This is a genomic window from Paenibacillus sp. FSL K6-2393, assembly GCF_038002545.1.
Classification (GTDB): Bacteria; Bacillota; Bacilli; order Paenibacillales; family Paenibacillaceae; genus Paenibacillus.
In genome coordinates, this window is the sequence record NZ_JBBOCU010000001.1 from 1,147,400 (window position 1) to 1,172,634 (window position 25,235).

The window sequence follows — 25,235 nt, forward strand, 5'->3', positions numbered from 1 at the left end:
AAAGAGAAGAATCTGCGGTAGTAATCGGTTATTTTCGGTACAGATTATGGTACAATAGGAGAGTTGGGTTAAGAAGCAGTTCACGGTATACATGAAAGCACAGATTTGAGGAGGATGAACTCCATTGTAAATGTGTAAAATTAATCTAGTGTATGAATACCTCGTATGCAAAATGACCAGTGTACAATCAACCGGCTTTGCCGGATTGCATAAAGATTGAATGATGGACCGGCGATGCCGGATTAACGTGAATGAACGGACGAAAGGGATTAAACCTATGAGCAAAGCTGCAAATGATATTCTTCAACAGGAAGTGGACAAACGCCGGACGTTTGCCATTATCTCTCACCCGGATGCGGGTAAAACTACATTAACCGAGAAACTGTTGCTGTTCGGGGGCGCGATTCGCCTTGCGGGAACGGTAAAAGCTCGGAAAGCCAGCAAACACGCAACAAGTGACTGGATGGAAATTGAGAAACAACGGGGGATCTCGGTTACCTCTTCCGTAATGCAATTTGATTACCTGAACCATCGCGTTAACATTCTGGATACACCGGGTCACCAGGATTTCAGTGAAGATACGTATCGTACACTGACGGCTGCCGACAGCGCGGTGATGTTGATTGACGTGGCAAAAGGTGTCGAGGCACAAACGATCAAGTTGTTCCAGGTATGTGCGAAGCGTGGGATTCCAATCTTTACGTTTATCAACAAACTCGACCGTGAGGGTAAAAGCCCATTTGATCTGATGGAAGAACTTGAAAATGTACTGGGTATCCGTTCAGTTCCGATGAACTGGCCTATTGGTACAGGTCGCGAGCTATGCGGTGTGTATGACCGGATGAAAAATCAGGTGGAGTTGTTCCAAGGGGACGATCACTCGACAATTAAAGTTCAGAAAGTAAACGGTTATACAGATCCAATTATCCGTGAGATGGCAGGAGAATATCTGCATGATCAGTTAATTCAGGATCTGGAGCTTTTGGACGTTGCGGGAGATCCGTTTGATATGGAGAAGGTTCAACGCGGCGAATTGACCCCTATTTTCTTCGGTAGTGCGATTAACAATTTCGGCGTGCAGACCTTCCTGGAGAATTTCCTGGAACTGGCACCGAAGCCTGAACCACGCCGCAGTACGGCAGGAGAGATTCAGCCAACGAATGAGAAATTCAGCGGTTATGTATTCAAGATTCAAGCGAACATGAACCCGGCACACCGGGATCGTATTGCGTTCCTGCGTATTGTATCAGGCAAGTTCCAACGTGGAATGAGTGTGAAGCATACTCGTGTGGGTAAAGAGATCAAGCTGTCACAGCCACAGCAATTCCTGGCACAAGATCGGGATATTGTGGAAGAGGCGTATGCCGGCGATATTATCGGTTTGTTCGATCCGGGTATCTTCCGGATTGGCGATTCACTGAGCCAAGGCAGCGAGGTTATCTTTGAAGAGTTGCCAACGTTCTCGCCAGAGATTTTCGCTAAAGTTACCGTTAAAAATGCGTTGAAACATAAACAGTACCAAAAAGGAATTGATCAGTTGACGGAGGAAGGAACCATTCAGGTGTTCCAGACGGCAAGTTTCGACGAGACAATCCTCGGCGTAATTGGTCAACTACAGTTTGAGGTATTTGAATACCGGATGAAAGGTGAATATGGGGTAGACGTGCAATTGCAGCGTATGCCTTATCAGTTCGCTCGCTGGATCGTGGACGAGAATCTGGACCCAAGCAAATTCCGGATTAACTCTGCGCTTGTAAAAGACAAAAAAGGGAATTATGTGGTGCTCTTCGAAAATGAGTATGCCATGAGAACGGCTATGGATAAAAATCCTACTGCTAAATTCTTGGAGACTGCACCTTAAGTGACGGTCCACGTATTCTGTGGTAATCAGTTAATGTGTTAGTTAAACGTGACAAGTTCATGTGATGAGATAGAGCTTGTTAAAAATAAGATCCCTCCGCCAATTGGCGGAGGGATCTATTGCTATACACCTTACTGAGAGGCGGGTATGATCCAGCCGAATAAGGGAAAGCTTTCTTTTGCAGACAGAACAAACGGTGTGATGGTTACCTTACCCTCCAATGCTTCGATTAGCGAAGCGGTTGAACGGGAATGGTGTGCAGATGCTCCTGCGCGATTTGAATGAGTTCTTCCTGCTTGGCAGGTTCTGTGTTCTTCCAGATCATCTCGAAAATGGCGCCAAGTCCAGGTAATGCAGCTTCCGGTCCATCTACTGAACCTTCAATCATCTCCCGGAGCTGATCATCACTCTTGTCATGAACTTTATGAACAATCGCTTCACGCAGGCTTAATGTAATGGGCATCGCAATTCCCTCCTCGTATATTCGGCTGCTCTAATACTGTTCCCTGGGAAGCGCGAGCGCATTCAAGTTTATCAGGCTTTGTGGTATACTACGAAGGATTATTTACGTTAGCATGGGTATCCGTAATGATGCGTCATGCTGAAGTGCAGCGGGAGGTTAAGACCCTAATGGCCAAGAAACAGTATGCCGTAATTGGCATGGGACGGTTCGGATCAAGTGTTGCCAATGCACTGAGTGGCATGGGATTTGACGTGCTGGCAATTGATGCGGACGAGCAGCGGACACAGGAAATGTCCAATGTGGTGACCCATGCGGTATCGGCAGATTCAACAGATGAAGAAGCGCTGCGTGCGCTGGGCATACGGAATTTCGATGTTGTCGTTGTGGCAATTGGTGAAGATATACAGGCGAGTATTCTGACAACCTTGATATTGAAAGATATGGGTGTACCAGTGCTGATCGTAAAAGCTCAAAATGAGCTTCATGGTAAGGTGCTGCAGAAGATCGGGGCAGACAAGGTGATCTATCCTGAGCGGGATATGGGACTACGTGTAGCCCATCATCTGACCTCGCCGAATATACTCGATTATATTGAGTTGTCTGAGGATTACAGCATTCTGGAGATGAGAGCTTCCGAGCAAATGATCGGTAAGAACCTGATGGAATTAAACATCCGGGCACGTTTTGGGTGTAACGTGATGGCGATTCGCAGTGGGAATTCGATGAACATCTCGCCGTACGCGGAGGACCGAATCGAAGCTGGAGATGTGCTGATCATTGTGGGTCACAAGGATCATTTGACGAAAATGGAGCTTGCGTATCCGAAGTGATGGATGCAGATGGGAAGGATGGAAAGATGGATATTGTATCACCGCAAAATACACGTGTAAAAGAATGGGCACAGTTGCTGGAGAAAAAGCATCGTACCCGTCAACATAAATATATCATTGAGGGCATTCATCTGGTACAGGAAGCACTGCGTGCCGGAGCAGATCTGGAGTGCATCGTGTACGATGGAGAGCAAGGCGTACCTAGCGAACTCGCCGGGCTTGAGAACCCGCTACAGCGTGTGGAATGGGTTAGTGTATCTCCTGCCGTTATCGCCAAATGTACGGATACAATGACACCGCAGCCTGTATTCGCAATTGTGCGTAAAGGCAGTGAGCCACTGGAAAGCCTGATCGCAGGAGCTCGCGGGCTTGTTGTTGTGCTGGATGGGGTGCAGGACCCAGGGAATGTGGGAACCATTATCCGTAGTGCAGATGCAGCGGGAGCAGCGGGTGTGGTACTTGGCGCGGGCTGTGCTGATGTATATAACCCGAAGACCATTCGTTCGACGATGGGGTCATTGTTTCATCTGCCCATTGTGGAGGACCAGTTGGAATCCTTGCTTCCTGAAGCGAAGGCTGCGGGCGTGAAGCTGGTAAGTACTTCTTTGCAGGCAGAGCATTCATGTTATAGTTATGATTTTACGCAGTCGGTATGGCTTGTCATTGGTAACGAAGGCAAAGGCATCTCGGATGCTACGGCACGTTTGGTAGATGATGCGATTACGATCCCGATGCAGGGACAGGCAGAGTCGCTTAACGCGGCAATGGCGGCAACGATTTTGTTATTTGAGGCGATGAGACAGCGGATATTTAATTAACTCATAATTCCTGTCCAATTTAAAATTAACTGTCCCTAACTAAAATTAACTTTCCCCCAACCACCAAAGGCTGGAACCTGGTTGCCGCTTTTCTCGGGCCATGTTTCCAGTCTTTTTGTCTTTCTCTTTGAAGCACCACAGCAGGGATTTTCCATTCAAATCCCGAATAGGTGATATAGTTTCTATCTCTTAATCTGATGGGCAGGTGTTCATTTTGGAAATGAATAATGGAAAAGGAAACACTCTCTTTAGGGAATTTATGACTTGGGCCGGGGAAAAGGGCTGGGATATAATGAGTAAATCCGGTTCGCAGTCACATTTAAACAGCAGCATTACTTCAAGATATAAAGGACTTCCAGATGAATATTCAGAATTTCTAAATGTAGTTGAAAAATGCGTTGCACCGGATGAGCAAACCTGGTTTATTTGTGAGGCTGAGTTTAACAATAGCACGGAGACCGCATTCCAATGGAATGAATTTGAAATGCTTAGTTTGGAGGCAGCAGAGGGTGATTCTATTTGGCAGTCAGAGATAACGGCTTGGTGGGATCATCACTTGCCGATCGTAATGTCTGTGGAAGATGGATATTCCTTCTATGCCATTGACTTAACAACCGACAATGGAGCTATTGTCCGTGGATGTGAACCTGAATTTGAAGAGGTTGAAAAGGTATCCGATTCGTTTGGAGAATTTCTGGCATGGATGATGTCGAATTCAGATTAGCGTAGCTAGGAAAGGTTGATGGTTATACTTGTGGCCAGCGGCCTGACATTAGATTATTCAATGAAAGAACTTATGAAACGATATAGGAATTCTCAATTTATGATATAAAAATGGTTTATATAGCGTATTTTTATTCTCATTTAAGTATGTTCCAAGCATATTTTTTATATATAAAATAATTCTTTACTGTTCGTTCTAGAAATGATATGCTAACAGCAAGTTAGATCTAACTGTTTTTTTTACACATTAAAGAACGATCGTTCTAAAAAACCGGAATTACACTAATCTAAAGAATATGAGGGAGAGAATATAATGAAATACACAGTGATTACAGGAGCAAGTTCAGGAATTGGATATGAAACAGCATTGGCATTTGCAGCACGGGGTAAAAACTTGATCTTGGTAGCTAGAAGATTGGATAAGCTGGAAGACCTTAAATCGACTATTCAGGGTATCGACCCTAAAGTAAATGTTGTCGTTCACACAAGCGACCTGTCTGTTACCGCAGAGGCGTACACGCTATATAACGATTTGAAGGAATATGAAATTGAGACTTGGATCAATAATGCAGGGCTTGGAGAAGGCTCGTTCATTGCTGAACAGAATTTGGATAAAGTGGAGACCATGTTGCGTGTTAACATCGAATCTTTGACCATTCTATCTACACTGTATGTGCGAGATTATGGGAATGTGGAAGGCACTCAATTGATTAACGTCTCATCCGCACTCGGATATGCCATTGCTGTAGGCAGTGTTGCTTATTCTGCATCAAAATACTACGTTAGTGCCTTCACAGAAGGTCTTGCCAAAGAACTGGAACTGAAAGGTGCAAAACTAAAAGCGAAGATCCTGGCACCAGCGATCACGGAAACAGAATTTGTACAAAAATCAATAGATGCTGAAGGATTTGATTACAAAGCGAATATGCCCAAATACCATACAGCTAAAGAAATGGCTGGCTTCATGATTGATCTGTATGATCACAATGAAGTGGTCGTAGGAATTGTAGACCAGAACTATGAGTTCCAACTGACAGGTGCAATCTACCCGGTGATTTCAGAATTGAATTAATACAGCAGAATCTAGAGGATACATCTACAAAATCTCAAATAAGAAGAGGAGTACATCCAATTGGAAAAGATATGGAGTAAAACAAAGATTGGCAACATGGAATTGCCTCATCGACTAGCGATGGCACCTATGACACGCAGTCGAGCACAAGAAGATGGTACACCTGGAGAGTTGGCGGCACTTTATTATGCTCAGCGTGCAACGATGGGACTTCTGATTACTGAAGGAACACAACCTTCCGATGATGGACAGGGATACTTGTGGTCACCTGGCATCTATACCGATAAGCATATTGAAGGATGGAAAAAGGTAACGGATGCGGTGCATGAAGCTGGCGGATATGTTTACATCCAATTAATGCATGCGGGTCGCATGTCACATCCGGACAATACCCCGCATCATCGTCAACCGGTTGCTCCATCAGCAATCGCACCGGGTGTAGAAATGTTTACGGCTACAGGGATGCAGGATATCCCCGTTCCCCGTGAATTGAGTCAGGAGGATATTCAAACGACCATTGCCGATTTCCGAAAAGCAGCAGCCGCAGCGATTGAAGCAGGGGCGGATGGCGTTGAGATTCATGGGGCCAACGGATACTTGATCAATCAATTTTTAGGAGAAAATTCGAATACACGCACAGATGAGTATGGCGGATCTATTGAAAATCGTGCTCGCTTTGCGATTGAAGTAACCAAAGCCATCGTGGAGGAAATAGGGGCAGAACGAACAGGCTTCCGTATCTCACCAGGGACACCGCTGGGTGGAATTCAAGATGGCGAACAAGGTCCTGATCTGTATCGCTACCTTGTAAAAGAATTAGCTCAATTGGATTTGGCTTACCTTCATGTTATGCATCTTGGAGATGAGAACCTACTCCAAGACATTCGTTCGATCTGGCAAAATCCATTGCTGGTCAATCGGGCTGGAAGAACGTTGGATGATCTCAGTGTCGATTTAGATCGTGGTCTCGCTGATGTGGTACCTGTAGGTGTATGGTCCTTAGCTAATCCAGATTTGGTGGAACGACTTCAACAAAGTGCGCCACTGAATGAAGCAGATCCGACAACATTCTTTGGGTTGGGAAGTAAAGGCTACACAGATTATCCCACGTTGGAAGAATTACAGTCACAAGAGGGGCAGCACTAGCACATACCATGGAGCATGGCGTACAACTGGACATTGCGCGCCATGTTCCTAACATAAGTTGAACTAATCATTTTACACGATAACAGCGAATGGAAGGTTGTTCTGTCATCGTAGTGTCAGTGTAAATAATCTTGACTTCAACTTTTATAGTCTACAAGCAAAGGATGAGGATAAATGATGAGAGCAGCTCAAATACAGAAATACTCTAAAAAAATCCAAGTGGAAATCAATAATATTGAGACACCTCAGATTCAGAGCCATGAGGTCCTTGTCAGAGTAAAAGCTGCGGGTGTAAATCCGCTGGATATCTTGAATATGAATGGCAGTGTTCGGATGATTGCCGACTATAAGCTACCTCTAACTTTAGGGAATGAATTATCGGGTGTCATTGAAGCCGTCGGTGATGATGTTTTGAATTTTAAAGTGGGGGATTCGGTTTATACCAGGTTGCCACTGAATAAAATTGGTGCTTTTGCTGAATATGCCGCTGTACATGAGGATGCCTTATCCATGATGCCTGGAAATCTTTCTTTTACCGAAGCTGCTGCGGTACCCCTTACTGCCTTGACCGCATATCAAGCATTGCATGATGTACTCCGAGCTGAACCGAATAAAAAGTTGTTTATACCTGGCGGAACGGGTGGATTCGGTGCGATGGCCATCCCGATTGCCAAGTCCATGGGATTAACGGTTATTACAAGTGGTAGTGAGAGGGGCAGAGCACGTAGTTTATCCATTGGAGCAGATCAATTCATTGATTATAAGACCGAGCAGTATGCTGATATTCTGTCCGATATCGATTATGTGATCGATACCTTGGGTGCGGATGAGATCAAAGCTGAATTGAGTATTTTGAAACCACAGGGCAAATTAGTTTCTTTGAAGGCAGGACCCAATTATCGTTTTGCAGTGGACAGTCAATTCCCGTTGTGGAAAAGAGCATTGTTTGGTCTCGTAGGTGCACGCCTAGATTCTTTAGCGCGTAAGAATCAAAATGAATATCGTTTTTTATTTGTGCATTCCAGTGGGATTCAATTGCAAGAAATCACAGCTCTTGTAGAAAAAGAAGACATTAAACCTTCGATCGATTCTACGTATACGTTTGATGACATTGAAAAGGCATTGATTAAAGTATCCACGGGTCACTCCCAGGGCAAAGTCATTGTTACCTTTTAAAGGCTCGTTAAGAGGATGCTCATGCTATTCAATGTTCGTTTTCTGAACAGGAGGGAAGCCAATGGCGAGAAGCAAAGAGTTCGAAGAGTCTGTTGTACTGGATAAAGCGATGAGACTTTTTTGGGAACAAGGCTATGAGAAGACGTCTATGACGGATCTGGTTAATCATATGGGAATTCATCGTAAAAGTTTGTATGACACATTTGGTGACAAACACACCTTATTTCTAAAGACAGTAGATCTGTATGATCACAAAATCAGCTCAGCCCTTGCAGCAGGCGTAAAGCGTTCTCAAACGGCAACGGAAGCACTTCAGTTTATATTTCTTTCTTTAATTCATGGAGAGGAATCTCCAGCATCAGGCTGCTTTATTGTCAATTCGACGGTAGAATTGGCGGCACGCGATGACGACATGAACCACCGGTCGACGGAGATGTTTGCAAATACGGAGAAACTAATCAAGGACATTATTGTGTGGGGACAGCAAGAAGGTGAATTCACAACGGAGTACAACGCCGAGGTATTGGCGGAATATCTGCATAACGTTAGCATTGGGTTAAGGGGGATGTCCAAGACCTCGATGACCAAGGAAAAGCTGCTTCGTATAGCGATGCTATCCACGGATTTCATACTAAGGTAGTCTATTTTTTTCACATTAAAAGAATGTTCGTTCTAATATGGGTGTTCCAGATGAAATATATTTATAGAAAAGAGAGGCAGGTAACGATATGAGAAAGACAGTTCTAATCACAGGGGTATCGGGTGGGATTGGTAAAGAGTTAGCGGATCGGTTTGCCAAAGGTGGACATCATATTGTGCTGGTAGCACGAAGCAAGGGTAAAATACAGGATCTAGCTCAGGAATATCAGAAAAAGTATGGCATTCAGGCGACGGTTATTGCCAAAGATGTAGCAGCACCTGGGGTACCACAGGAGATTTACAATGAGTTGAAGGAAAAGGGGATTGTTGTTGACTATCTTGTAAACAATGCGGGCTTCGGTCTGTTCGGGACGTTTATGGAAACGGATATGGAGCAAGAAGTTAATATGATTGACGTGAATATCAAGGCTTTAACCATCATGACAAAGCTATTCTTGCCGGATATGATCCAACGTGGGTACGGCGGTGTGATGAATGTGGCCTCGTTGGTAGGATTTTTCCCTGGACCGATGATGTCGGTATATTATGCAACAAAGGCATACGTGCTTTCATTCACCGAGGCTTTGGAGAATGAAGTAAGCGGAACTGGCGTTACGGTGACGGCACTGTGCCCAGGCCTGACATCCACCGGGTTTGTTGATCGTTCGGGTATGGGTGTCTCGAAGATGTTGCAGGGCCCGATCATGGAAGCAGGACAGGTCGCTGAAGAAGGGTATCGAGGCTTCTTACGTGGCAAGACGTTAATTATGCCTGGTGCTCGAAACCGATTCATCGCGTTTATGCCGCGGTTGTTGCCGCGTAAGATGATGACTCGCATAATTAGATCCTCACAGGACAAGACAGGACATTAAACAATTGTAGAGGATAAATCAGATCTTTCCCAATTCGATCGTTTCATGTTGTTCTTCATCGGGCCTTCTACGACAAACATACACAAATACAGGAGGGAAACTGAAAGGCACAAATTGAATTTTCTCTATCTCAAATGACTCAGCTAATTGTTTCTTCATATGAAGTGAGTACTGATATAACACTAAGGTGCCTCCAGGTCGGAGCGCTGTATGGATCTGTGACAGGATGTTTTGTCTCATTTCTCTGGAAAAATTAAAAAAGGGCAGTCCGCAGATGATGCTATCCAACTGATGAATATGTTCTTGATTAATCCTTTTTAATAGATAGGAAGCATTCGAATGGAACATGAATTCAGGATATGTTTTCTTCAGATTACTTCTCATTTTGGGGTCCCTTTCAAATAAAAACACGGTTGCAGATTTCGGTAAATGTGATCTCAAGAGACGTGTGACGGCCCCTGTTCCTGGCCCCAGCTCAGCCATGGTTCTAACCTCATCCCATGGTACAGAATGGACGATTTTACGGGCTAGAAATTTGGAACTGGGCAGGAGACTGCCTACTCGTTTGGGGTTCCTCAGAAATCCTTGCAGGAAAAGAAGTGGTTCGGATGTTTTCATCGCGGTATCCTCCATGGTTGAATTCATTGATGGTTCACTTGATGTTGGAAGGCAAGTTTAACTCGAATGTAAATACGTTATGTGTATGTTGAAGCATCAAGGTGCCTTGATGTAGCTCTGCAATGTTTTTAGCTATCGAAAGACCTAAACCTGACCCCGCTTGAATGCCTTCACTGCTTCTTGAATAATCCACCTTATAAAAACGGTCAAACAGTTTATCTTTTTGCTCCATTGTGAGCGGCGCACTTTTATTTTCGACTTGAATGGTAATGTGCTCATGGTGCATACTCATTCGAATGTGAATCACACCAGGTTTAAAGGAATACTTCAGGGCGTTCATGAGAAGATTATCAATAGCACGAGCAATCTTATCACTATCCACGCAGGACATAATTGGGGCATTACCGATCTCTTTCTCGATATGAATACCATTCTCCTGAGCTAACGGTTCAAATTCAAACAACAACTGGTCTAACAGCTGATATAGGTCAACCTTTTTCAAATCCAATTGGGTATCTACTGAGGTTAGACGTGTGTATTCAAATAAATCATCGAGCAGCTTCTTTAGATGCGTTGCTTTGTTATAGGCGTTTTGAATGAAGCGGTCATACTCTGCTTTGTCTTGAAATGATTCTGTTCTTAGAAGCTCAATATACCCGATGATGCTGGTAAGCGGTGTGCGCAGGTCATGCGAGATCCCCGTAATCATGTCCATCTTGGATTTCTCCAGCTCGCGCTCTTTGATGATCTGCAGCTGCAACTGTTCAGTCATGTGATTGATGTTGGAAGCGACGCGTCCAAGTTCATCTTGTCGATTGACAGGTACCCGATAGTCCAGATTGCCTTCTGAGATGAATTGAAGTCCTTGCTCTAAAGTAATGAGATCTCTCACAATTTTTCGTGTGGAAAACAAAAAAATTAACGTGAAAATTACGATGAAAATTGGTGTTAGAACATAAGGAAAGATGTAGAGAAGTGAAGGCCAATTAAATTTTTCACTAATTTTTGCGGCACCTATGATCAACATATTATTTACACCCACAGAACCAACAAACGAAATCAATAAACTGATCAACATTCGATATAGGATGTTAATCTGTATCTTTTTTTTAAACTGTGGTAATCGTTTAATCAATTTTATAACCCACTCCCCATACCGTTTTAATATACTGAGGTTCTCGTGGATTCACTTCCAGCTTTTCTCGCAGGTTACGAATATGAACCATCACCGTATTATCGGAATACCCGTAAGGTTCTTTCCACACGGTTTCGTAAATCTTCTCGGAGCTAAATACTTGTCCAGGATGGCTGGCAAGCAACACCAGAATGGAAAACTCCAGTGGTGTAAGCGAAATATCATTTTCTTTGAGCTTCACGGAATGTTTACTTGTATCAATGACAAGGTCCTTGATCAAAATAAGTGAATTAGATTCTGGTTTCCCGATCAGTGTTTGACGTCGTAACTGAGCCTTAACTCGAGCCAGTAATTCTAGCGGATTAAATGGTTTGACCATGTAATCGTCAGCCCCGGTAGTCAGGCCTGTAATTTTATCGATGTCCTCTTCCTTGGCGGATAGCATTATAATCGGAGTGGATGATACTTCTCTTATTTTGAAGCAGGCTTTGATTCCGTCCATGATGGGCATCATGACATCCAGTATTACGAGTTGGACCGATGTTGTTTTGATAATATTTAGCGCTTCCTCACCATTGGCTGCTTCAATGACCTGATATCCTTCGTTACGTAAATAGACATGAATGACATCACGGATATCGGGTTCATCATCAACCACGAGAACGGTATTCACAATTCAACACTCCTTTTATGACCTGTTTTAAATTAATTTATATTTCTTATAAAGAGGATAATATCAGTGTAAACGATAGCCTAAGATGTTTAAATTGTTTCCTTTTTGCGACAGACATAAACGAACGCAGGTGGGATATTCAAAGGCACTAATTCTATTTTTTCGATGATAAAGTGCTCCGATAATGTTTTTTTCATTTGAAGTGAATATTGAAAGGCGATGAATAACCCTCCAGGTTTGAGTGCCTTATGGATCTGGTCTACCAACGTATTTCTTAATTCAGGCTCAAAGTTGAAGAAGGGCAATCCGCTAAAAATGTAATCCAGTTGCTGAACGCCCTCTTGCTTCATGGATTCCACTAATCGAGCGGCGTCTGGATAACAGGAGAACTCCGGGTATGCCGTCTTAAGAGTATTCCTCATCGTTTCGTTCATCTCAAACAACAACACCTTCGTTGAACCCTGCACCTCTTGTTGAATATAACGAGTGATAGCACCTGTACCCGATCCGAGTTCAGCGACTGCTTTTGCCTCCAGCCAAGAAGCTTGATTCACCATTTTGTTGGCGAGAAACCGGGAACTGGGTATGATGCTACCGACATGTTTAGGGCTTTGAAGAAAGCTTTTCAGAAATAAAATGGGTTCATTGGAATTCATGTTTGTGGTTCCTCCGTATATGTGATGGTCTGTTATCAAAACCAGTTAGAGATGTAATAATTGCAGCGTAGAAAGAATGGGACCACCGAAGTAAATTCCCGCTGTAAAATACGTTATGGTCCATAACAAAGCACTGGAATAGGAGATGAGAGCAAATTTTCTATACTGCACGCCGCTCAGCCCAATGACCAAAGGGAGAACATATCGCACGATTGGAATGAACAAACCGATGCACATCGCCCAATTGCCACTCTTATTTAGAATCAGTTCAGCTTTGACAAAGTGTTTATGATGTTGAAATCTGTGTTTTATCTTGGTTCCAAATAACTTCCCTGCAAAATAAGCAAAGGTAATGGCCGTTAATAGTCCTGATAAAATACAGAAGTATGTGATCCATGAATTGATAACTCCTGTGTGGCTCAGAATGGCACCGCTGATAATCGTGATTTCATTTGGAATTGGAATCCCGAAAGGCCCCAATGAGAAGGCAAAATAAAAAATCAGATATCCATACTGATGAAGTAGCTCTAAGATCGTATTACTGATCATTGTTTTGCCTCCTCTCTTGTTGATATAGCAATCTTAATGAAAAAAACTAAGGAATTAATGAGCATAAATCTGAAGAAAATCTAAAGAATACATAAGCAAAGCCACACAACTACGTTAAAGAGAAAAAAGCCTTGCCAACGTACTGGCAAGACTTGAACAGGTGGATATACTCAGGAGCGGTGATCAAGTGATATGAATTTCTGAATATCAAATAAAGTTTGTCTCAAAAAGGAACGTATAAGTGAGCTCGAGTTGATTACCTATATCTTTATCTGCAAGGAAGAGGATGAGCATCAAAGAAGAGCCGAGACGTCATAATGACGACTCAGCTCTTTTTATGTCCGATGAGAACAGACTTTTTGGATCAGTTTAATGTAGGAAGTAGAACCATCTGAATTTTGTACCAGCAACAAAAAACAAAACAATCCATCCCCATAGAAACAGTAAACGTAAAGGTCGTGGAATCAGTAAATATTCCGAGTACAATTTGCTGAAAAGTTTCATTACAGTAGTGACCACCCCTGCTAAGTTACTCCCTTATATCCGCTTTCGAAAGAAAAAGAGACGACCAAGATCCCAATAAGTCTGTATACCGTGGCGTAGGCCTCGAGGTTGCTTCTGGCGATTACCGATCCGATGATCGAAATAAGATAATAGCAAAAGACCAAAGGTGATCTTATAACTCAGATGCAGAACCTCCAATTATATCAAAATTAGGTATATTATATCATGATAAACAACCAGAGGACCTTTTTGTATCAGATTCAGCCATACCTACTCATTCAATAAATAAATCGAACGAAATAATGCTGTCATGCCAATATATAGTGTAAGGAGGAGGGGGATGGATAATGAGTGAGCATGATGAGTACATAGAACTTGTAACGTTAATACGGGCCGGGCGTGAAGAAGCATATGGAGAATTATATGAGAAAACAGTGACGGGGGTATATCAAACGGTGCGATTTCTCATCAAGGACAAGTCTGACGCGGAGGATGTGGTACAGGAGATTTACATTCAGGCGTATCGATCATTGGCGCGATATGATGCGGAGCGTGCTTTTCGTCCCTGGTTAATGGGTGTGACGATGCGGCAGGTCCAGAGTTATCGACGCAAAAGATTGATGCAGTTTCGGTTTGGCAAGCGGATCGAAAAATCTGACGTGGGACTAGAATATGATTTTTCCACTGATCTGATCAACAAACTGGCTAATCGTCCTCTGCTGGAACAGGTGCGCCGTTTGCCGTACAAGCTGCAGCAGGTGGTCACCCTTCATTATTTGAATGAATACACGCAAGAGGAGATTGCTGACATATTGGAGATTCCGCTTGGAACCGTAAAATCGCGCATACATGCGGCGCTGGCGAAGTTGAGACAGAAAGAGAAGATGAATCCGAGATTGCGGGGAAAGGTGGAGAATCTGCATGAAACTCGATGAACAGTTGCGAACAGCCTACCAGGAAGAAACCAAAGACTGGTCCATCTCTGCGAGTATTAAACACAAAATGATGGATAGTATTCGAAGTGATTCACACATCAGAAGATATCGAAAAAAATGGCTGGTCACGGGGCTCTTGGCTGCTGTACTCATTATTCCCACCGGTGCCTACGCAGGGTACACCTATCTCGCAGACGGAATATATGGTTCACAGGAAAACATCACAGCTATGGGGGGAACAGCTGAGGATTATATGAGGTTGGAAGCAAAGTTGCAGACGGCCAAGGCCCATTTCAGCGAAGAAGAATTTGTTCAATATATGGACTTGCTAAAGCAATTAGGGCAAATGGCCGTGAAGTATGCCGATTCTCAGGGCAATATGCATCCAGAGCAGTGGAGTACAGTGGAGCAGGAACGATATAACCTTCTTGCAGCTGAGCTGGAACCGTTTTTCGAGAAGCTGGAAGCTGTGAGTGTAGGGTCCTCCAAAAAACGGATGGACGAGGAGCAATTTTGGACGGAACAGTTGGAACAGGCAGAGAAGACATTTACCAAGGAACAATATCGTGAGTTCAAGTCTGTCTATGAACAAATGAAGAAATACAAAGTTATGGTGATGGACAAGGATGGAAGTATTCATGAGGAACGTTTGTCGGCGGAGCAGAAGGATGATTTAAACCAGCTAGAGAGACGCCTAATCCCCTATTTGAAACGGTTAGAGCTCAATTTGCGTTAATTCGGGTGAACTGTGAAAGTGGAGAAGAAGCGGAGAAGTGAATTTTTTCGCTTCGTTCTTGTTGTTGTGACTGTTACTTCCTCCCCTGCACCTTCAGCCGATACTGATGCGGCGTAGAGCCTGTGGCAGTACGGAATACTTTGCAAAAGTAGGAGGGGCTGGTCATACCGACACGGTGACCGATTTCGGGAACGGTGAGCGAGGAACGGGTGAGCAGCACACAGGCATGACGAATGCGGGTAGCTTGAGCATAAGCAACAATCGTGGTGCCAGTCGCTTTTTTGAATACATGAGATAGATGATAGGGGGACAGATGAAGTGTATCTGCGATATGCTCCAAACGAAAAGGCTCTTGGTAATGCTCCTCAATCCATTGCATGATGGCTTCGGCATGAGGGTGAAGAACGTTTGCACTGGACGAGAGTACATCTTGGGAGCGGTGTTGCTGCCCGTCCTGCCACAGATAGCGAAGTTGTGCGAGCAGATCCAATAAAAAGAGGCGTGTATCCTCCTCTATTTCATGAGGAAGCAGACCTGGATACGTATCTGCATATTGTTCCATTCGTTGAACGAGTGGGGATGTGGCAGCAAGTCGGATGGGCTGAATGGGGGATTGCTCTTCCAGCAGATCCTGTATGAAGTCGTGAGTAACAATAAATTGGGGCCAATGTGCCTTCAGTAGATCAAGTTCAACCATGAGTACATTTCGAATGAAAGGCTGCTGTCTGGATACCTGAATCTGGATGTGGTGCAATTGAAAAGGTCGAAAAATCATGAGCATACCGGGTTCAAGGGAGAAAACCTGACCTTCCGTTATCAACTGCCCATATCCTTCGTGAATATAGGTTATCTCCAGCTGCGAATGAGCATGGAACACTTCGCGAAACGTAGTGTTGGATGTCCGACGACAGGCCAGATTAAATTGTTCTCCCAGGATGATAGACAACATGAATGCCTCCCTTATCATGCGCAAGATAGTTTTATTTTAGCACAAGATGAACGCATAAAAGCGCTTTATTATTGTGTATTGTGAAGGGAATAAGGGAGGTATGCAACGATGTTAAAAGTAGCGATTATCGGAGCAGGTGCAATTAGTGGGGCACATATCTCAGCATATTTGGCATTCCCAGAGCGATGTCAGATTGTTGCTGTGGTCGATATGTACGTGGATAAGGCAGAGAAGCGAATTAACGAATATGGGCTGGAAGATGCACAAGCCGTTACGGATTACACAGAGTTACTTGCCCAAAACATTGATCTGGTATCAGTCTGTACGCCGCCGTATACACATGCTTCAATTGCGTGTGATTTCATGCAAGCAAGTGCGCATGTGTTGGTCGAAAAACCGATGGCCTCTTCCCTGGAGGAAGCGGATCTGATGTTGAGAGCAGCGCAAAAAAGTGGCAAGTTACTATCTGTAGTAGCACAGAATCGGTTTACAACACCGATGATGAAACTGAAAGGTGTGCTAGACAGTAAACGGATGGGCCCCATCGTACATGTGCAGGTTGATTCTTTCTGGTGGCGGGGTCACAATTATTATGATCTGTGGTGGCGCGGGACATGGGAAAAAGAAGGCGGAGGCTGCACCCTCAATCATGCAGTGCATCATATTGATGCCATGCTTTGGATGATGGGACCTCCAGTGGAATTGCAGGCCATGATGGCAAATACGGCACATGATAATGCCGAAGTTGAGGATATATCCATGGCGATGCTTCGCTTCCAGGAAGGGGCGCTTGGCATGATTACCAGTTCGGTCGTGCATCACGGAGAGGAGCAGCAGTTAATTTTTCAGGGCAAAGAAGCCCGGGTATCTGCACCTTGGAAAGTGGTTGCTTCTACAGCACGGAGTAACGGATTTCCAGAATCCAATCAAGAGCTGGAACAGCAGATTCAGAAGCTGGCTGACGAATTACCGGATGTTGTTCATGTCGGTCACGCTGGGCAAGTTGAGAATGTGTTAAACGCTATTGAGACAAGATCACCCCTTCTGGTAGATGGAGAAAGTGGTCGAAATACGCTTGAACTGATTGTGGGTATCTATAAGTCGGCAAGCACGGGAGAAAAGGTTGTTTTTCCACTTGGGGCGGAAGACGCGTTTTACACAAGAGAAGGAATTATGCAACATGCCGTACACTTTTATGAAAAGAAGACGACGGTGGAGAACTTCGAGGATTCGAGTATTACGCTTGGGAGCAAGTTGAATTCGTAGTATTTTACGTGAAAAAGATGCTCCTCACATAAGTGAGAATGGGCATCTTTTTTTTGTACTAGATCCATTACACCTACCTCACGATAAAAAATTAATACACCCGGTTTTTCCATCCATTTAACTCGCAATCGCTTCAAGATAATAATCTCCATAGTCATGGATTAGATCAATAAAAAGAGGGAGAAAATGAAACGCTTTCGCAGTTAGCGGATTCACGTCATTTGAGAAACTTGGAGAAGAGGATGCAATGGATTGAAGAGCATTTCAAATATGAGATCAGATTAGACCAGATAGCGGCAGATGTTCACCTGCCCAAATCGTATGCTTACCGCATTTTCATCAAGACACAGGTAGCAGCATTACGGAATACGTCAAAGCTTGAATGTGCAGTATGCCTACTCGCTCCTTGAGACAACAACACTTTCGGTGGACGAGAATGGCAGACATGCAGGGTTTTCAAGTGGATCGTATTTCATCCAGTTATTTCGCAAATCTGCGGAGATGACCCTGCTGCAGTATCGGCAACAATTTGAACAGATAAGTAAGCATTCATTTGGTTTGCAAAAAGTAGCGTTATTACGTCTCAATATATACAATTAGTATTTACCGTTTGAAGTAAATAAATCCCGGCTGTGGATTGCACTAGCCAGTTGCTAAATGCGATACTCCACCTCCGGGATTGCACATCGGTAACCTTCAAGCTAAATAAACCTTAAGGATTCCTCAAGTTGTTACAGCCACTTATCAGCCCAACGTTCCACGGCGCTTAATGCTCTCCCCAGTTCCGTGCCTTTTCGTGACAACATATATTCAGTTCGAACTGGACGTTCCGTGACCACATGGCGAACCACAAGTCCTTCTTCCTCCAATTCCTTCATTCGCTCATTTAACACACGTTTGCTCAAGTCAGGGATATAAGCGTGAATCTCACTGAAGCGTTTGGGTTCCTCCATCAACGCATGGATAATGAGGGCTACCCATTTTCGGCCAATGATCTGATAAGATTGTTCCACTTTTGTACATATTTGCTTGGCATTCTCATCATCGCTCATGATTGTACTCCTTTGATTTAGTATTGCTTGTAATATCATTAGTATACTTATTGTAACCTACTTGTCCACAAGCCATATGTGTAAAATGTCACATACCAATTGTTCTTAATCTTACCACATAAAGCGTTATCATCAAATAAAAACCCTATAAACACTGGAGTTCACAGGTTCGACACGATTGTTGACGAATTGTGACGACAGGTGTAATATGGGTAACGTTAATTCAAATGGTTACAATTTATAACCTATAAACAGGTTGTGGAGAGAAGGAATGTTCCATGGTTGAATTCAGGTGCGCTATATAAACGGAGGCAAGGCGGGGAACACACCCACTTATTCCGTCTTTTGTCATGCTTGGATTTGAACATTTTGCAACATCATATACTATACTGCACAGATCACAGGAGGCACTCCAATGGATGCAATGACATTTGTCCTGTTCGGGGCAACAGGCGATTTAGCCAAACGCAAGATTTACCCTGCATTATATAACTTGTACATGGATCAGAAAATGCCGAAATCTTTCTCCGTTATCGGATTGGGACGACGTGAATTGTCGGATATGGACTTCCAGGCCAATGTTGAAAAGTCACTGCATGAATTCTCACGTCAGACGCCAGAAGAAGCATCTCAGGTTCGTGATTTCATTGGAGCTTTCCGTTATTGTTCTTTAAATAATACGAAGCTTGAAGATTACACCAAACTGTTGGAGTTGGTTCAACAGCGTGAACAAGAGCTTAACATTCCCGAAAACCGCATGTTCTACATGTCGGTGGCACCGGAATTCTTTGAGCCAATCGCATTAAACATTCAAGAAAGTGGCCTGGGTAACACCAAAGGCTGGAAGAAACTGATTATCGAAAAACCATTCGGACACGATCTGCAATCGGCTCGTGATCTGAACGAAAAACTGAGCAATACCTTTGCGGAAGAAGAGATCTATCGCATTGACCATTTCCTTGGTAAACCGATGGTTCAAAATATTGAGACGCTCACCTATGCAAATCCGGTAATTCAGGCGTTGTGGTCTAACCGTTATATTGCCAATGTACAAATCACGGCAAGTGAGACGGTGGGTGTTGAAGAACGTGCCGCGTATTACGACCAAAGCGGTGCCCTTCGTGACATGTTCCAGAACCATATGCTTCAGTTGCTGATGATGATTGGTTTGCATTTGCCAAAACGTTGCACACCGGAAGAAATTCAATTCAAAAAACAAAAAATTGCTGAAGCACTTCGTCCGTTGACAAAAGAAAATATCGCTTCTGAAGTTGTTCGTGCGCAATATGCAGCAGGTGACCTGCAAGGGACATCGGTTGTTGGATATTTGGACGAGCCTGGCATCCCAGCCGGATCTCAGAACGAGACCTATGTTGCCGCAAGACTTTGGATCGATGATCCGTTCTGGAGCGAGGTTCCATTTTATATCCGTACAGGTAAACGCCTGGCTGAGAAATCCACCAGAATCGTTGTTGAATTCAAGTCTCCACTCAAAACGGGGCATGAATCCGAGAATACAACGGAACCTAACCTGCTTACGATTGAAATTGGTCCGGGAGAAAGTATTTCCCTTCAATTAAATGCGAAGAATCCATTGAACCATGGTGAAGTGGAACCAATGCATATGACCTTCAACTCCGGTAAACGTAATATCCCTGAAGCATACGAGAATCTGATCTTTGATGCGATGCGTGGAGATTCCACCTTCTTTGCTCACTGGAACGAAGTGGAGCTGGCATGGCAATGGGTGCAACCGATTCAGGAAGCATTCGAAGCTGGCAGCGTGCCACTGGATACGTACAGTGCAGGTTCGCATGGACCAGAGTCAGCAGATCGCCTGACAGCAGCAGACGGTTACCGTTGGTGGTAAGTGAAACGAAAAAGCGAGCATAAGAGAACACAATAGTAAAAACAACAGTACAATCCGTTCTGCTCACCCATGAACATTTTGCACAATCCAAATGCTTCTTCCAAGTCAACAGGATATAGAACGAAATGTTTTATTCCCCTAGAGCTTTACTCAGAAGCGAGTTGGATGGAAGCAAATTGCTGATATAACAAAGTAACTTACGAATTATACCGTTTATACCGTTCCAATTTTGCATAAGTCCTTCCGGTTATGTTTGCCGGAAGGCCGTGAAAATTTTTGAATATAGATTAGCTGTTCAGTTTTGAAAATGGGTTGGCTTGAACGCTGCGAATGTAGTGTAGGGGACGAAATCGATTCTGTAGAAGCACAGCGTTCGCCTTTATCCCCGGATTTTCTCCTATATAGGAGATTCAAAAAAATCTGGGGATAACAGCGATCAAAAGAACGATTCGTGACCGGAACGGTTACCTTCGCCAAACGTTAAGCACTTATTTTTAATTTTGAGCGCACATGAAATTTAAACATTGTTCATAACAGGAGGATTTTGAAATGAAACTTGGACTTGTCGGATTAGGAAAAATGGGATTGAACCTGGGTAGAAACCTGATTGATCACAAACACGAAGTGGTTGCTTTTGACCTGAACGCTGAAGCAGTAAATGAAATGAAAGAATACGGCGCTGAAGGCGTATCTTCTTACGCAGAGATGGTGGCTTCGCTCGAATCCCCACGTGTATTGTGGATCATGGTTCCCCACAACGTGGTAGACGCTGTGCTGGCTGAAGTTAGCCCATTGTTGTCCAAAGGCGACATCATTATTGAAGCGGGTAACTCCCACTACAAAGAATCCATCCGTCGCTACGAAGAGATGAAAACTAAAGGCATTCACTACATGGATGCAGGTACATCTGGCGGTATGGAAGGCGCACGTAATGGAGCATGTTATATGATCGGTGGAGACCCGGAAGCTTGGGCCATCGTTGAACCGGCATTCAAAGATACTTCCGTGGAGAATGGCTACCTGTATGCTGGTAAAGCGGGCAGCGGTCACTTCCTCAAAATGGTTCACAATGGTATCGAGTACGGTATGATGGCATCCATCGGTGAAGGTTTTGACGTATTGGAGAAAAGTGGATTTGATTTCGACTTCGAACAAGTGGCTCGCGTATGGAACAACGGTTCCGTTATCCGCTCTTGGTTGATGGAGCTGACAGAACGTGCCTTCTCCAAAGATGCAAACCTCGATGAGATTAAAGGCGTAATGCACTCTTCCGGTGAAGGACGTTGGACGGTAGAAACGGCATTTGACCTTCAAACCGCTACACCGGTTATCGCGTTGTCCTTGCTGATGCGTTACCGTTCCCTGGAGACAGACACATTCACAGGTAAAGTGGTAGCAGCATTGCGTAATGAATTTGGCGGTCACGCTGTAGAGAAAAATTAATTTTATATATAACTGTTAACATATGATGAGAATCGGGTAATGACTTATATCGTGTTTACGAATTCATCAAGTGGAGGTAACATATCATGAAATTTTTCTTGGATACAGGGAATGTGGAAGAAATCAAACGGATCGAACGTCTGGGTCTGGTGGATGGAGTCACGACTAACCCGTCTTTGATTGCCAAAGAAGGTCGCGTATTTAAAGAAGTCATTCAGGAGATCTGTGGCGTTGTTAAAGGCCCGGTCAGTGCTGAAGTCATCGGTCTCAAAGCCGAGGATATGTTGAAGGAAGCTTATGAAATTGCAGAATGGGCACCAAATGTAGTCATTAAATTGCCGATGACCGAAGATGGGCTGTACGCTTGTCATGAGTTGACGCAAAAAGGGATTAAAACCAATGTTACGCTGATTTTCTCCGCAGCACAGGGCCTGATGGCGGCGAAAGCCGGTGCAACCTTCATCAGTCCATTCGTTGGTCGCTTGGATGATATTGCGGTGGATGGTATGAAATTGATTCGTGATCTGCGTCTTATTCTGGACATGTATGATCTGCCTTCCGAGATTATCGCAGCAAGCATTCGCAATATCAAACATGTAGAGGATGCAGCCCTTTCCGGTGCGCATATTGCCACCATTCCGGGTTCGCTTCTGCCGACACTTTGGAAACACCCACTGACGGACAGCGGAATTGAACGTTTCCTGAAAGACTGGGAATCTGTTCCGAAATAAAAGGATAGACATGGCCTGAATCTTTGGTTGGTCTGAACGTAAAACCTTTCGCCTTGCAGAGTAATCTGCGGGTGAAAGGTTTTTTTATCTCTGTTTATGTAGTTTCCGATTTCCTGTTAGTTTTGCCAATGAGGAGTACGAGGAGTACTTGTCCCTTTAATGTTGTTGTTACTTTCTATCCAGTGTCCACGTACTGTCCTTCTTTTTCGGGACAACGGTGCATAAGGTTAACATATAGCCTATAGCTCATCCCGTAGGGGAGGGACACTTCGATGATGAGAAGAAAATGGCGAAGCCGGAGACGCCGTAAGCCGCCAAGCGGCAAACGCAAAATGTGGTTAATCATTTTATTGGTCACCGCGTTTTGTTTGATGCAGGGCTTTGCTTATGTAGATAAGAAAATGAAGCCCCCCATCATGCACTTGGCCAAGATCAGAGTGAAGCAGATTGCGACCGAAGCGATCAACAAGGCAATTACAGCACAGGTTGCAGATGGCAAAACCAACGAAGGACTGATTGATTGGAAGACGGATACCGCCGGAAAAGTGTCCGGTTTTATGCTGAACTACAATGAGCATATGCGAATCACCGCAAGTACGATGAATATCGTGCAATCCACGCTGCAGAATGTACACATGTTAAAAGAAAAAATCCCGCTGGGGCAGGCGCTCGGCAGTCCGGTGCTGGCTTCATTTGGCCCGAGTATACCGGTTCGTATAGAGCCCCAGGGCGCTGTCAAAGTGGACCTGAACACCCGTCAGCAGAATGCGGGTATTAACATGATTTTGGTGGAAGTGTACATTCACATCATTGCTGAGGTCGCGGTCGTGGTGCCATTTGACATGGAGCCCGAAACGGTCGATACGGAGATCCCGATTTCCTACCTGCTGGTTGTCGGGGATGTGCCAATGTATTATTACGATAATCAGGGCAAGCCAGTGGGCAGTAACGGCAGTAATGCCCCAGCTATTGCGCTGCCATCAGGTCATACGGGTGTATCAAGCGATAATGGAGTAACTACGAATCCCCCTAGCCAGAACCAGCAACAGACGCCGTCAAACCCTTTGCAAGGGAATGAACTTGAAATTGAGCCGGATGATCTGCCTGATGTGAATGGGGGATTTCAGCTCAATAAGGACGCGCACCCATGATACTCACAAATATCTAAAGCAAAGCGAAAAAGGGACCTCTATCTAAGAGGTCCCTTTTTCGAATGCTTATCGTACACTGAGCCGAAGAGAATCAACTTAATCCCGCCAATTTACAGGTTTGGGTCAAGACGTGAGGTGTACTCCAAATTGCTCCCGCGTACCAAGCATATCCTCGTCTCACTTACTTTTCTTGCTCTTTTGTTTGCGTTCATCCTGTTCCCAATGTTTCAGCAGTGGATAAGGATCGAACGACCATTCGTGCAGTCCGCTGTCCCGGTAGATCCCATAGTGCAGATGCGGAGGGAATTTGCCCTGTGTCCCAGGTTTCCCGTAACCTGAACTGCCAACCCAACCTACAACTTGACCAGGGATAACAACTTCACCAATGCGTGCACTTTTGTCAAAACCCGAAAGATGGGCGTAATAGTGATAATGATTGTTCAAATCCCGGATACCGATGCGCCAGCCGCCAAAAGGGTTCCAGCCTTTGATCTCCACGACCCCATAACAGGTACTGCGCACAGGCAGGCCATGCGGAGCAAAAATATCTGTTCCCTCATGAATGCGATAACCGCCCCAGCTTCTTTTTGTACCCCAGGTACTGCGATAGGAGTAGTTGGTTCCAAGCGGGACTGGAAAGGCATGTCCGAATAGATCCAGATTGTCAAAATGCTCATATAACTTCGCGAATTGCTGTATCCGTTGCACAGCACGGGAATTGTGATAATATTCCCACAAGGCAATGTTGAAGTCCTCTTGTTTGTTTCCATAACCTTGAATAACCGAAGCCATGCTGTACAGCACATCCTGATCATTGTTGGCATCCGCTATACCGTCTCCTGAACCATCACGTCCATATCCTTTGAAAAAAAGAATGGATTCCGGATGTTGATCCGTCTCATCGGGATTTAGCCATCCTCTCCAGGCCGGAGGGGTCATGAAGATACCCGTAAGCCGCTCCGGATGTTTGCGATCCTTCGGGTGTGCACGGGTAATCGTTCGTTCATACTGATCAATGGCAGCAAGCCTGTACCAGGGAATCTGGGTCATCTGACCGATGGTTTCATATAAATGGCGACGTGCAGCGAAAATTTCTGCGGGTTTTAACTCGGCAGCCTGTGGTTTGGGAGCGGCCTGGGCGGGTTCACTGTAAACTTCAACAGGCAAGAATGGGAGAAGCAGAGTACCTGCAAGTAATGTTTTGATCCAAAAGCGGTACGTGTGCCTGAAGGTCAAGCGTTGTTGCACTGGGAAGCAGCCCCTTTCCATTAGAATGATACAAGGTACCCGATGAACCAAGCTAAAGGTTAGCGTTCTTCAAAAGTTCTCATTTTATCCATGTAAGCTCTTGGGGGGGAATCGAATTA

General features: G+C 44.5%; 26 protein-coding genes. 17 read left to right on the forward strand and 9 right to left on the reverse strand.

What is annotated here, in order from left to right; genetic code table 11:
• Positions 1-277: 277 nt before the first annotated feature.
• Positions 278-1,861, forward strand: a complete 1,584-nt coding sequence (locus MHI14_RS04935; RefSeq protein WP_091037965.1) for a peptide chain release factor 3 — start codon at positions 278-280, stop codon at positions 1,859-1,861.
• 229 nt (positions 1,862-2,090) lie between these two features.
• Here MHI14_RS04935 and sspI read toward each other — a convergent pair whose 3' ends face one another.
• The gene (gene sspI, locus MHI14_RS04940) at positions 2,091-2,324 is read right to left on the reverse strand and encodes a small acid-soluble spore protein SspI (protein WP_036673259.1); all 234 of its coding nucleotides are present in this window, start codon (positions 2,322-2,324) and stop codon (positions 2,091-2,093) included.
• Positions 2,325-2,452: 128 nt separating this feature from the next.
• Between sspI and MHI14_RS04945 the strand changes: the two genes are divergently transcribed.
• The 8 genes from MHI14_RS04945 to MHI14_RS04980 all read left to right on the forward strand — a co-directional run bounded on the left by MHI14_RS04945 (position 2,453) and on the right by MHI14_RS04980 (position 9,600).
• Entirely contained in the window at positions 2,453-3,154 is a 702-nt protein-coding gene (locus MHI14_RS04945) for a potassium channel family protein (protein WP_076211287.1), read from the forward strand.
• Between the two features lie 26 nt (positions 3,155-3,180).
• Positions 3,181-3,972 (forward strand): TrmH family RNA methyltransferase, encoded by a 792-nt coding sequence (locus MHI14_RS04950; RefSeq protein ID WP_341129952.1) that lies wholly within the window; start codon positions 3,181-3,183, stop codon positions 3,970-3,972.
• Between the two features lie 220 nt (positions 3,973-4,192).
• Positions 4,193-4,696, forward strand: a complete 504-nt coding sequence (locus MHI14_RS04955; RefSeq protein WP_341131673.1) for an SMI1/KNR4 family protein — start codon at positions 4,193-4,195, stop codon at positions 4,694-4,696.
• Between the two features lie 312 nt (positions 4,697-5,008).
• Complete coding sequence (locus MHI14_RS04960) at positions 5,009-5,767, forward strand: SDR family NAD(P)-dependent oxidoreductase (protein ID WP_133387413.1); 759 nt, start codon at positions 5,009-5,011, stop codon at positions 5,765-5,767.
• A 60-nt stretch (positions 5,768-5,827) separates the two neighbouring features.
• A complete protein-coding gene (locus MHI14_RS04965; RefSeq protein WP_341129953.1) occupies positions 5,828-6,913 on the forward strand; it encodes an alkene reductase in 1,086 nt (361 codons plus the stop codon).
• A 177-nt stretch (positions 6,914-7,090) separates the two neighbouring features.
• On the forward strand, positions 7,091-8,089 hold the full coding sequence (locus MHI14_RS04970; RefSeq protein ID WP_341129954.1) for an NADP-dependent oxidoreductase: 999 nt from the start codon (positions 7,091-7,093) through the stop codon (positions 8,087-8,089).
• A gap of 61 nt (positions 8,090-8,150) precedes the next feature.
• Entirely contained in the window at positions 8,151-8,729 is a 579-nt protein-coding gene (locus MHI14_RS04975) for a TetR/AcrR family transcriptional regulator (RefSeq protein WP_341129955.1), read from the forward strand.
• Positions 8,730-8,817: 88 nt separating this feature from the next.
• Complete coding sequence (locus MHI14_RS04980) at positions 8,818-9,600, forward strand: SDR family NAD(P)-dependent oxidoreductase (protein WP_341129956.1); 783 nt, start codon at positions 8,818-8,820, stop codon at positions 9,598-9,600.
• Positions 9,601-9,618: 18 nt separating this feature from the next.
• On the opposite strand, the gene MHI14_RS04985 is transcribed toward MHI14_RS04980, so the two are convergent.
• From MHI14_RS04985 to MHI14_RS05005, 5 genes are all read right to left on the reverse strand, one after another.
• Entirely contained in the window at positions 9,619-10,245 is a 627-nt protein-coding gene (locus tag MHI14_RS04985) for a class I SAM-dependent methyltransferase (RefSeq protein WP_341129957.1), read from the reverse strand.
• 7 nt (positions 10,246-10,252) lie between these two features.
• On the reverse strand, positions 10,253-11,296 hold the full coding sequence (locus MHI14_RS04990) for a sensor histidine kinase (RefSeq protein WP_341129958.1): 1,044 nt from the start codon (positions 11,294-11,296) through the stop codon (positions 10,253-10,255).
• Between the two features lie 49 nt (positions 11,297-11,345).
• The gene (locus tag MHI14_RS04995; protein WP_133387419.1) at positions 11,346-12,026 is read right to left on the reverse strand and encodes a response regulator transcription factor; all 681 of its coding nucleotides are present in this window, start codon (positions 12,024-12,026) and stop codon (positions 11,346-11,348) included.
• Positions 12,027-12,115: 89 nt separating this feature from the next.
• The gene (locus MHI14_RS05000; RefSeq protein ID WP_133387420.1) at positions 12,116-12,682 is read right to left on the reverse strand and encodes a class I SAM-dependent methyltransferase; all 567 of its coding nucleotides are present in this window, start codon (positions 12,680-12,682) and stop codon (positions 12,116-12,118) included.
• A gap of 45 nt (positions 12,683-12,727) precedes the next feature.
• The gene (locus MHI14_RS05005; protein ID WP_091037940.1) at positions 12,728-13,231 is read right to left on the reverse strand and encodes a DedA family protein; all 504 of its coding nucleotides are present in this window, start codon (positions 13,229-13,231) and stop codon (positions 12,728-12,730) included.
• An 851-nt stretch (positions 13,232-14,082) separates the two neighbouring features.
• On the opposite strand from MHI14_RS05005, the gene MHI14_RS05010 reads away from it, so the two are divergent.
• A complete protein-coding gene (locus tag MHI14_RS05010) occupies positions 14,083-14,670 on the forward strand; it encodes a sigma-70 family RNA polymerase sigma factor (RefSeq protein ID WP_133387422.1) in 588 nt (195 codons plus the stop codon).
• Positions 14,657-15,406, forward strand: a complete 750-nt coding sequence (locus tag MHI14_RS05015; RefSeq protein ID WP_133387423.1) for a DUF3600 domain-containing protein — start codon at positions 14,657-14,659, stop codon at positions 15,404-15,406. Before MHI14_RS05010 ends, MHI14_RS05015 begins: the two co-directional genes overlap by 14 nt.
• A 73-nt stretch (positions 15,407-15,479) precedes the next feature.
• Here MHI14_RS05015 and MHI14_RS05020 read toward each other — a convergent pair whose 3' ends face one another.
• A complete protein-coding gene (locus tag MHI14_RS05020) occupies positions 15,480-16,355 on the reverse strand; it encodes an AraC family transcriptional regulator (RefSeq protein ID WP_249912805.1) in 876 nt (291 codons plus the stop codon).
• A gap of 108 nt (positions 16,356-16,463) precedes the next feature.
• Here MHI14_RS05020 and MHI14_RS05025 point away from each other — a divergent pair, with 108 nt between their 5' ends.
• Together MHI14_RS05025 and MHI14_RS05030 are read left to right on the forward strand one after the other, a co-directional pair.
• Positions 16,464-17,621, forward strand: coding sequence for a Gfo/Idh/MocA family protein (locus MHI14_RS05025; RefSeq protein WP_341129959.1), 1,158 nt, complete (start codon positions 16,464-16,466; stop codon positions 17,619-17,621).
• A 384-nt stretch (positions 17,622-18,005) separates the two neighbouring features.
• Positions 18,006-18,221, forward strand: coding sequence for an AraC family transcriptional regulator (locus MHI14_RS05030; protein WP_240768332.1), 216 nt, complete (start codon positions 18,006-18,008; stop codon positions 18,219-18,221).
• Positions 18,222-18,352: 131 nt separating this feature from the next.
• Here the strand turns inward: MHI14_RS05030 and MHI14_RS05035 are convergent, their stop codons facing one another.
• Complete coding sequence (locus tag MHI14_RS05035; RefSeq protein WP_036605715.1) at positions 18,353-18,673, reverse strand: winged helix-turn-helix transcriptional regulator; 321 nt, start codon at positions 18,671-18,673, stop codon at positions 18,353-18,355.
• A 415-nt stretch (positions 18,674-19,088) separates the two neighbouring features.
• On the opposite strand from MHI14_RS05035, the gene zwf reads away from it, so the two are divergent.
• The 4 genes from zwf to yunB all read left to right on the forward strand — a co-directional run bounded on the left by zwf (position 19,089) and on the right by yunB (position 23,868).
• Positions 19,089-20,543 carry a glucose-6-phosphate dehydrogenase gene (gene zwf / locus MHI14_RS05040; RefSeq protein WP_249912807.1) on the forward strand — a complete coding sequence of 485 codons (1,455 nt, stop codon included), beginning with the start codon at positions 19,089-19,091 and terminating at the stop codon, positions 20,541-20,543.
• Positions 20,544-21,092: 549 nt separating this feature from the next.
• Positions 21,093-21,986: a phosphogluconate dehydrogenase (NAD(+)-dependent, decarboxylating) gene (gnd, locus tag MHI14_RS05045; RefSeq protein WP_062838007.1), complete on the forward strand. Its 894-nt coding sequence runs from the start codon at positions 21,093-21,095 to the stop codon at positions 21,984-21,986.
• 86 nt (positions 21,987-22,072) lie between these two features.
• Positions 22,073-22,717 carry a fructose-6-phosphate aldolase gene (gene fsa / locus MHI14_RS05050; protein WP_249912808.1) on the forward strand — a complete coding sequence of 215 codons (645 nt, stop codon included), beginning with the start codon at positions 22,073-22,075 and terminating at the stop codon, positions 22,715-22,717.
• Positions 22,718-22,989: 272 nt separating this feature from the next.
• Positions 22,990-23,868: a sporulation protein YunB gene (gene yunB / locus MHI14_RS05055; RefSeq protein WP_091037929.1), complete on the forward strand. Its 879-nt coding sequence runs from the start codon at positions 22,990-22,992 to the stop codon at positions 23,866-23,868.
• Between the two features lie 177 nt (positions 23,869-24,045).
• Here the strand turns inward: yunB and MHI14_RS05060 are convergent, their stop codons facing one another.
• Positions 24,046-25,116: a M23 family metallopeptidase gene (locus MHI14_RS05060; protein ID WP_341129960.1), complete on the reverse strand. Its 1,071-nt coding sequence runs from the start codon at positions 25,114-25,116 to the stop codon at positions 24,046-24,048.
• Positions 25,117-25,235: the final 119 nt, after the last annotated feature.

Coding starts and splice junctions, on each gene's coding strand:
- MHI14_RS04970 (WP_341129954.1), top strand. CDS start 7,091: ATGAGAGCAGCTCAAATACAGAAATACTCTAAAAAAATCCAAGTGGAA.
- gnd (WP_062838007.1), top strand. CDS start 21,093: ATGAAACTTGGACTTGTCGGATTAGGAAAAATGGGATTGAACCTGGGT.
- MHI14_RS05005 (WP_091037940.1), bottom strand. CDS start 13,231: ATGATCAGTAATACGATCTTAGAGCTACTTCATCAGTATGGATATCTG.
- MHI14_RS04975 (WP_341129955.1), top strand. CDS start 8,151: ATGGCGAGAAGCAAAGAGTTCGAAGAGTCTGTTGTACTGGATAAAGCG.
- MHI14_RS04945 (WP_076211287.1), top strand. CDS start 2,453: ATGCGTCATGCTGAAGTGCAGCGGGAGGTTAAGACCCTAATGGCCAAG.
- MHI14_RS04935 (WP_091037965.1), top strand. CDS start 278: ATGAGCAAAGCTGCAAATGATATTCTTCAACAGGAAGTGGACAAACGC.
- MHI14_RS05020 (WP_249912805.1), bottom strand. CDS start 16,355: ATGTTGTCTATCATCCTGGGAGAACAATTTAATCTGGCCTGTCGTCGG.
- yunB (WP_091037929.1), top strand. CDS start 22,990: ATGATGAGAAGAAAATGGCGAAGCCGGAGACGCCGTAAGCCGCCAAGC.
- MHI14_RS04990 (WP_341129958.1), bottom strand. CDS start 11,296: ATGTTGATCAGTTTATTGATTTCGTTTGTTGGTTCTGTGGGTGTAAAT.
- fsa (WP_249912808.1), top strand. CDS start 22,073: ATGAAATTTTTCTTGGATACAGGGAATGTGGAAGAAATCAAACGGATC.
- MHI14_RS04980 (WP_341129956.1), top strand. CDS start 8,818: ATGAGAAAGACAGTTCTAATCACAGGGGTATCGGGTGGGATTGGTAAA.
- MHI14_RS05015 (WP_133387423.1), top strand. CDS start 14,657: ATGAAACTCGATGAACAGTTGCGAACAGCCTACCAGGAAGAAACCAAA.
- MHI14_RS04960 (WP_133387413.1), top strand. CDS start 5,009: ATGAAATACACAGTGATTACAGGAGCAAGTTCAGGAATTGGATATGAA.
- zwf (WP_249912807.1), top strand. CDS start 19,089: ATGGATGCAATGACATTTGTCCTGTTCGGGGCAACAGGCGATTTAGCC.
- MHI14_RS04955 (WP_341131673.1), top strand. CDS start 4,193: ATGAATAATGGAAAAGGAAACACTCTCTTTAGGGAATTTATGACTTGG.
- MHI14_RS05025 (WP_341129959.1), top strand. CDS start 16,464: ATGTTAAAAGTAGCGATTATCGGAGCAGGTGCAATTAGTGGGGCACAT.
- MHI14_RS05010 (WP_133387422.1), top strand. CDS start 14,083: ATGAGTGAGCATGATGAGTACATAGAACTTGTAACGTTAATACGGGCC.
- MHI14_RS04985 (WP_341129957.1), bottom strand. CDS start 10,245: ATGAATTCAACCATGGAGGATACCGCGATGAAAACATCCGAACCACTT.
- MHI14_RS05035 (WP_036605715.1), bottom strand. CDS start 18,673: ATGAGCGATGATGAGAATGCCAAGCAAATATGTACAAAAGTGGAACAA.
- MHI14_RS04950 (WP_341129952.1), top strand. CDS start 3,181: ATGGATATTGTATCACCGCAAAATACACGTGTAAAAGAATGGGCACAG.
- MHI14_RS05000 (WP_133387420.1), bottom strand. CDS start 12,682: ATGAATTCCAATGAACCCATTTTATTTCTGAAAAGCTTTCTTCAAAGC.
- sspI (WP_036673259.1), bottom strand. CDS start 2,324: ATGCCCATTACATTAAGCCTGCGTGAAGCGATTGTTCATAAAGTTCAT.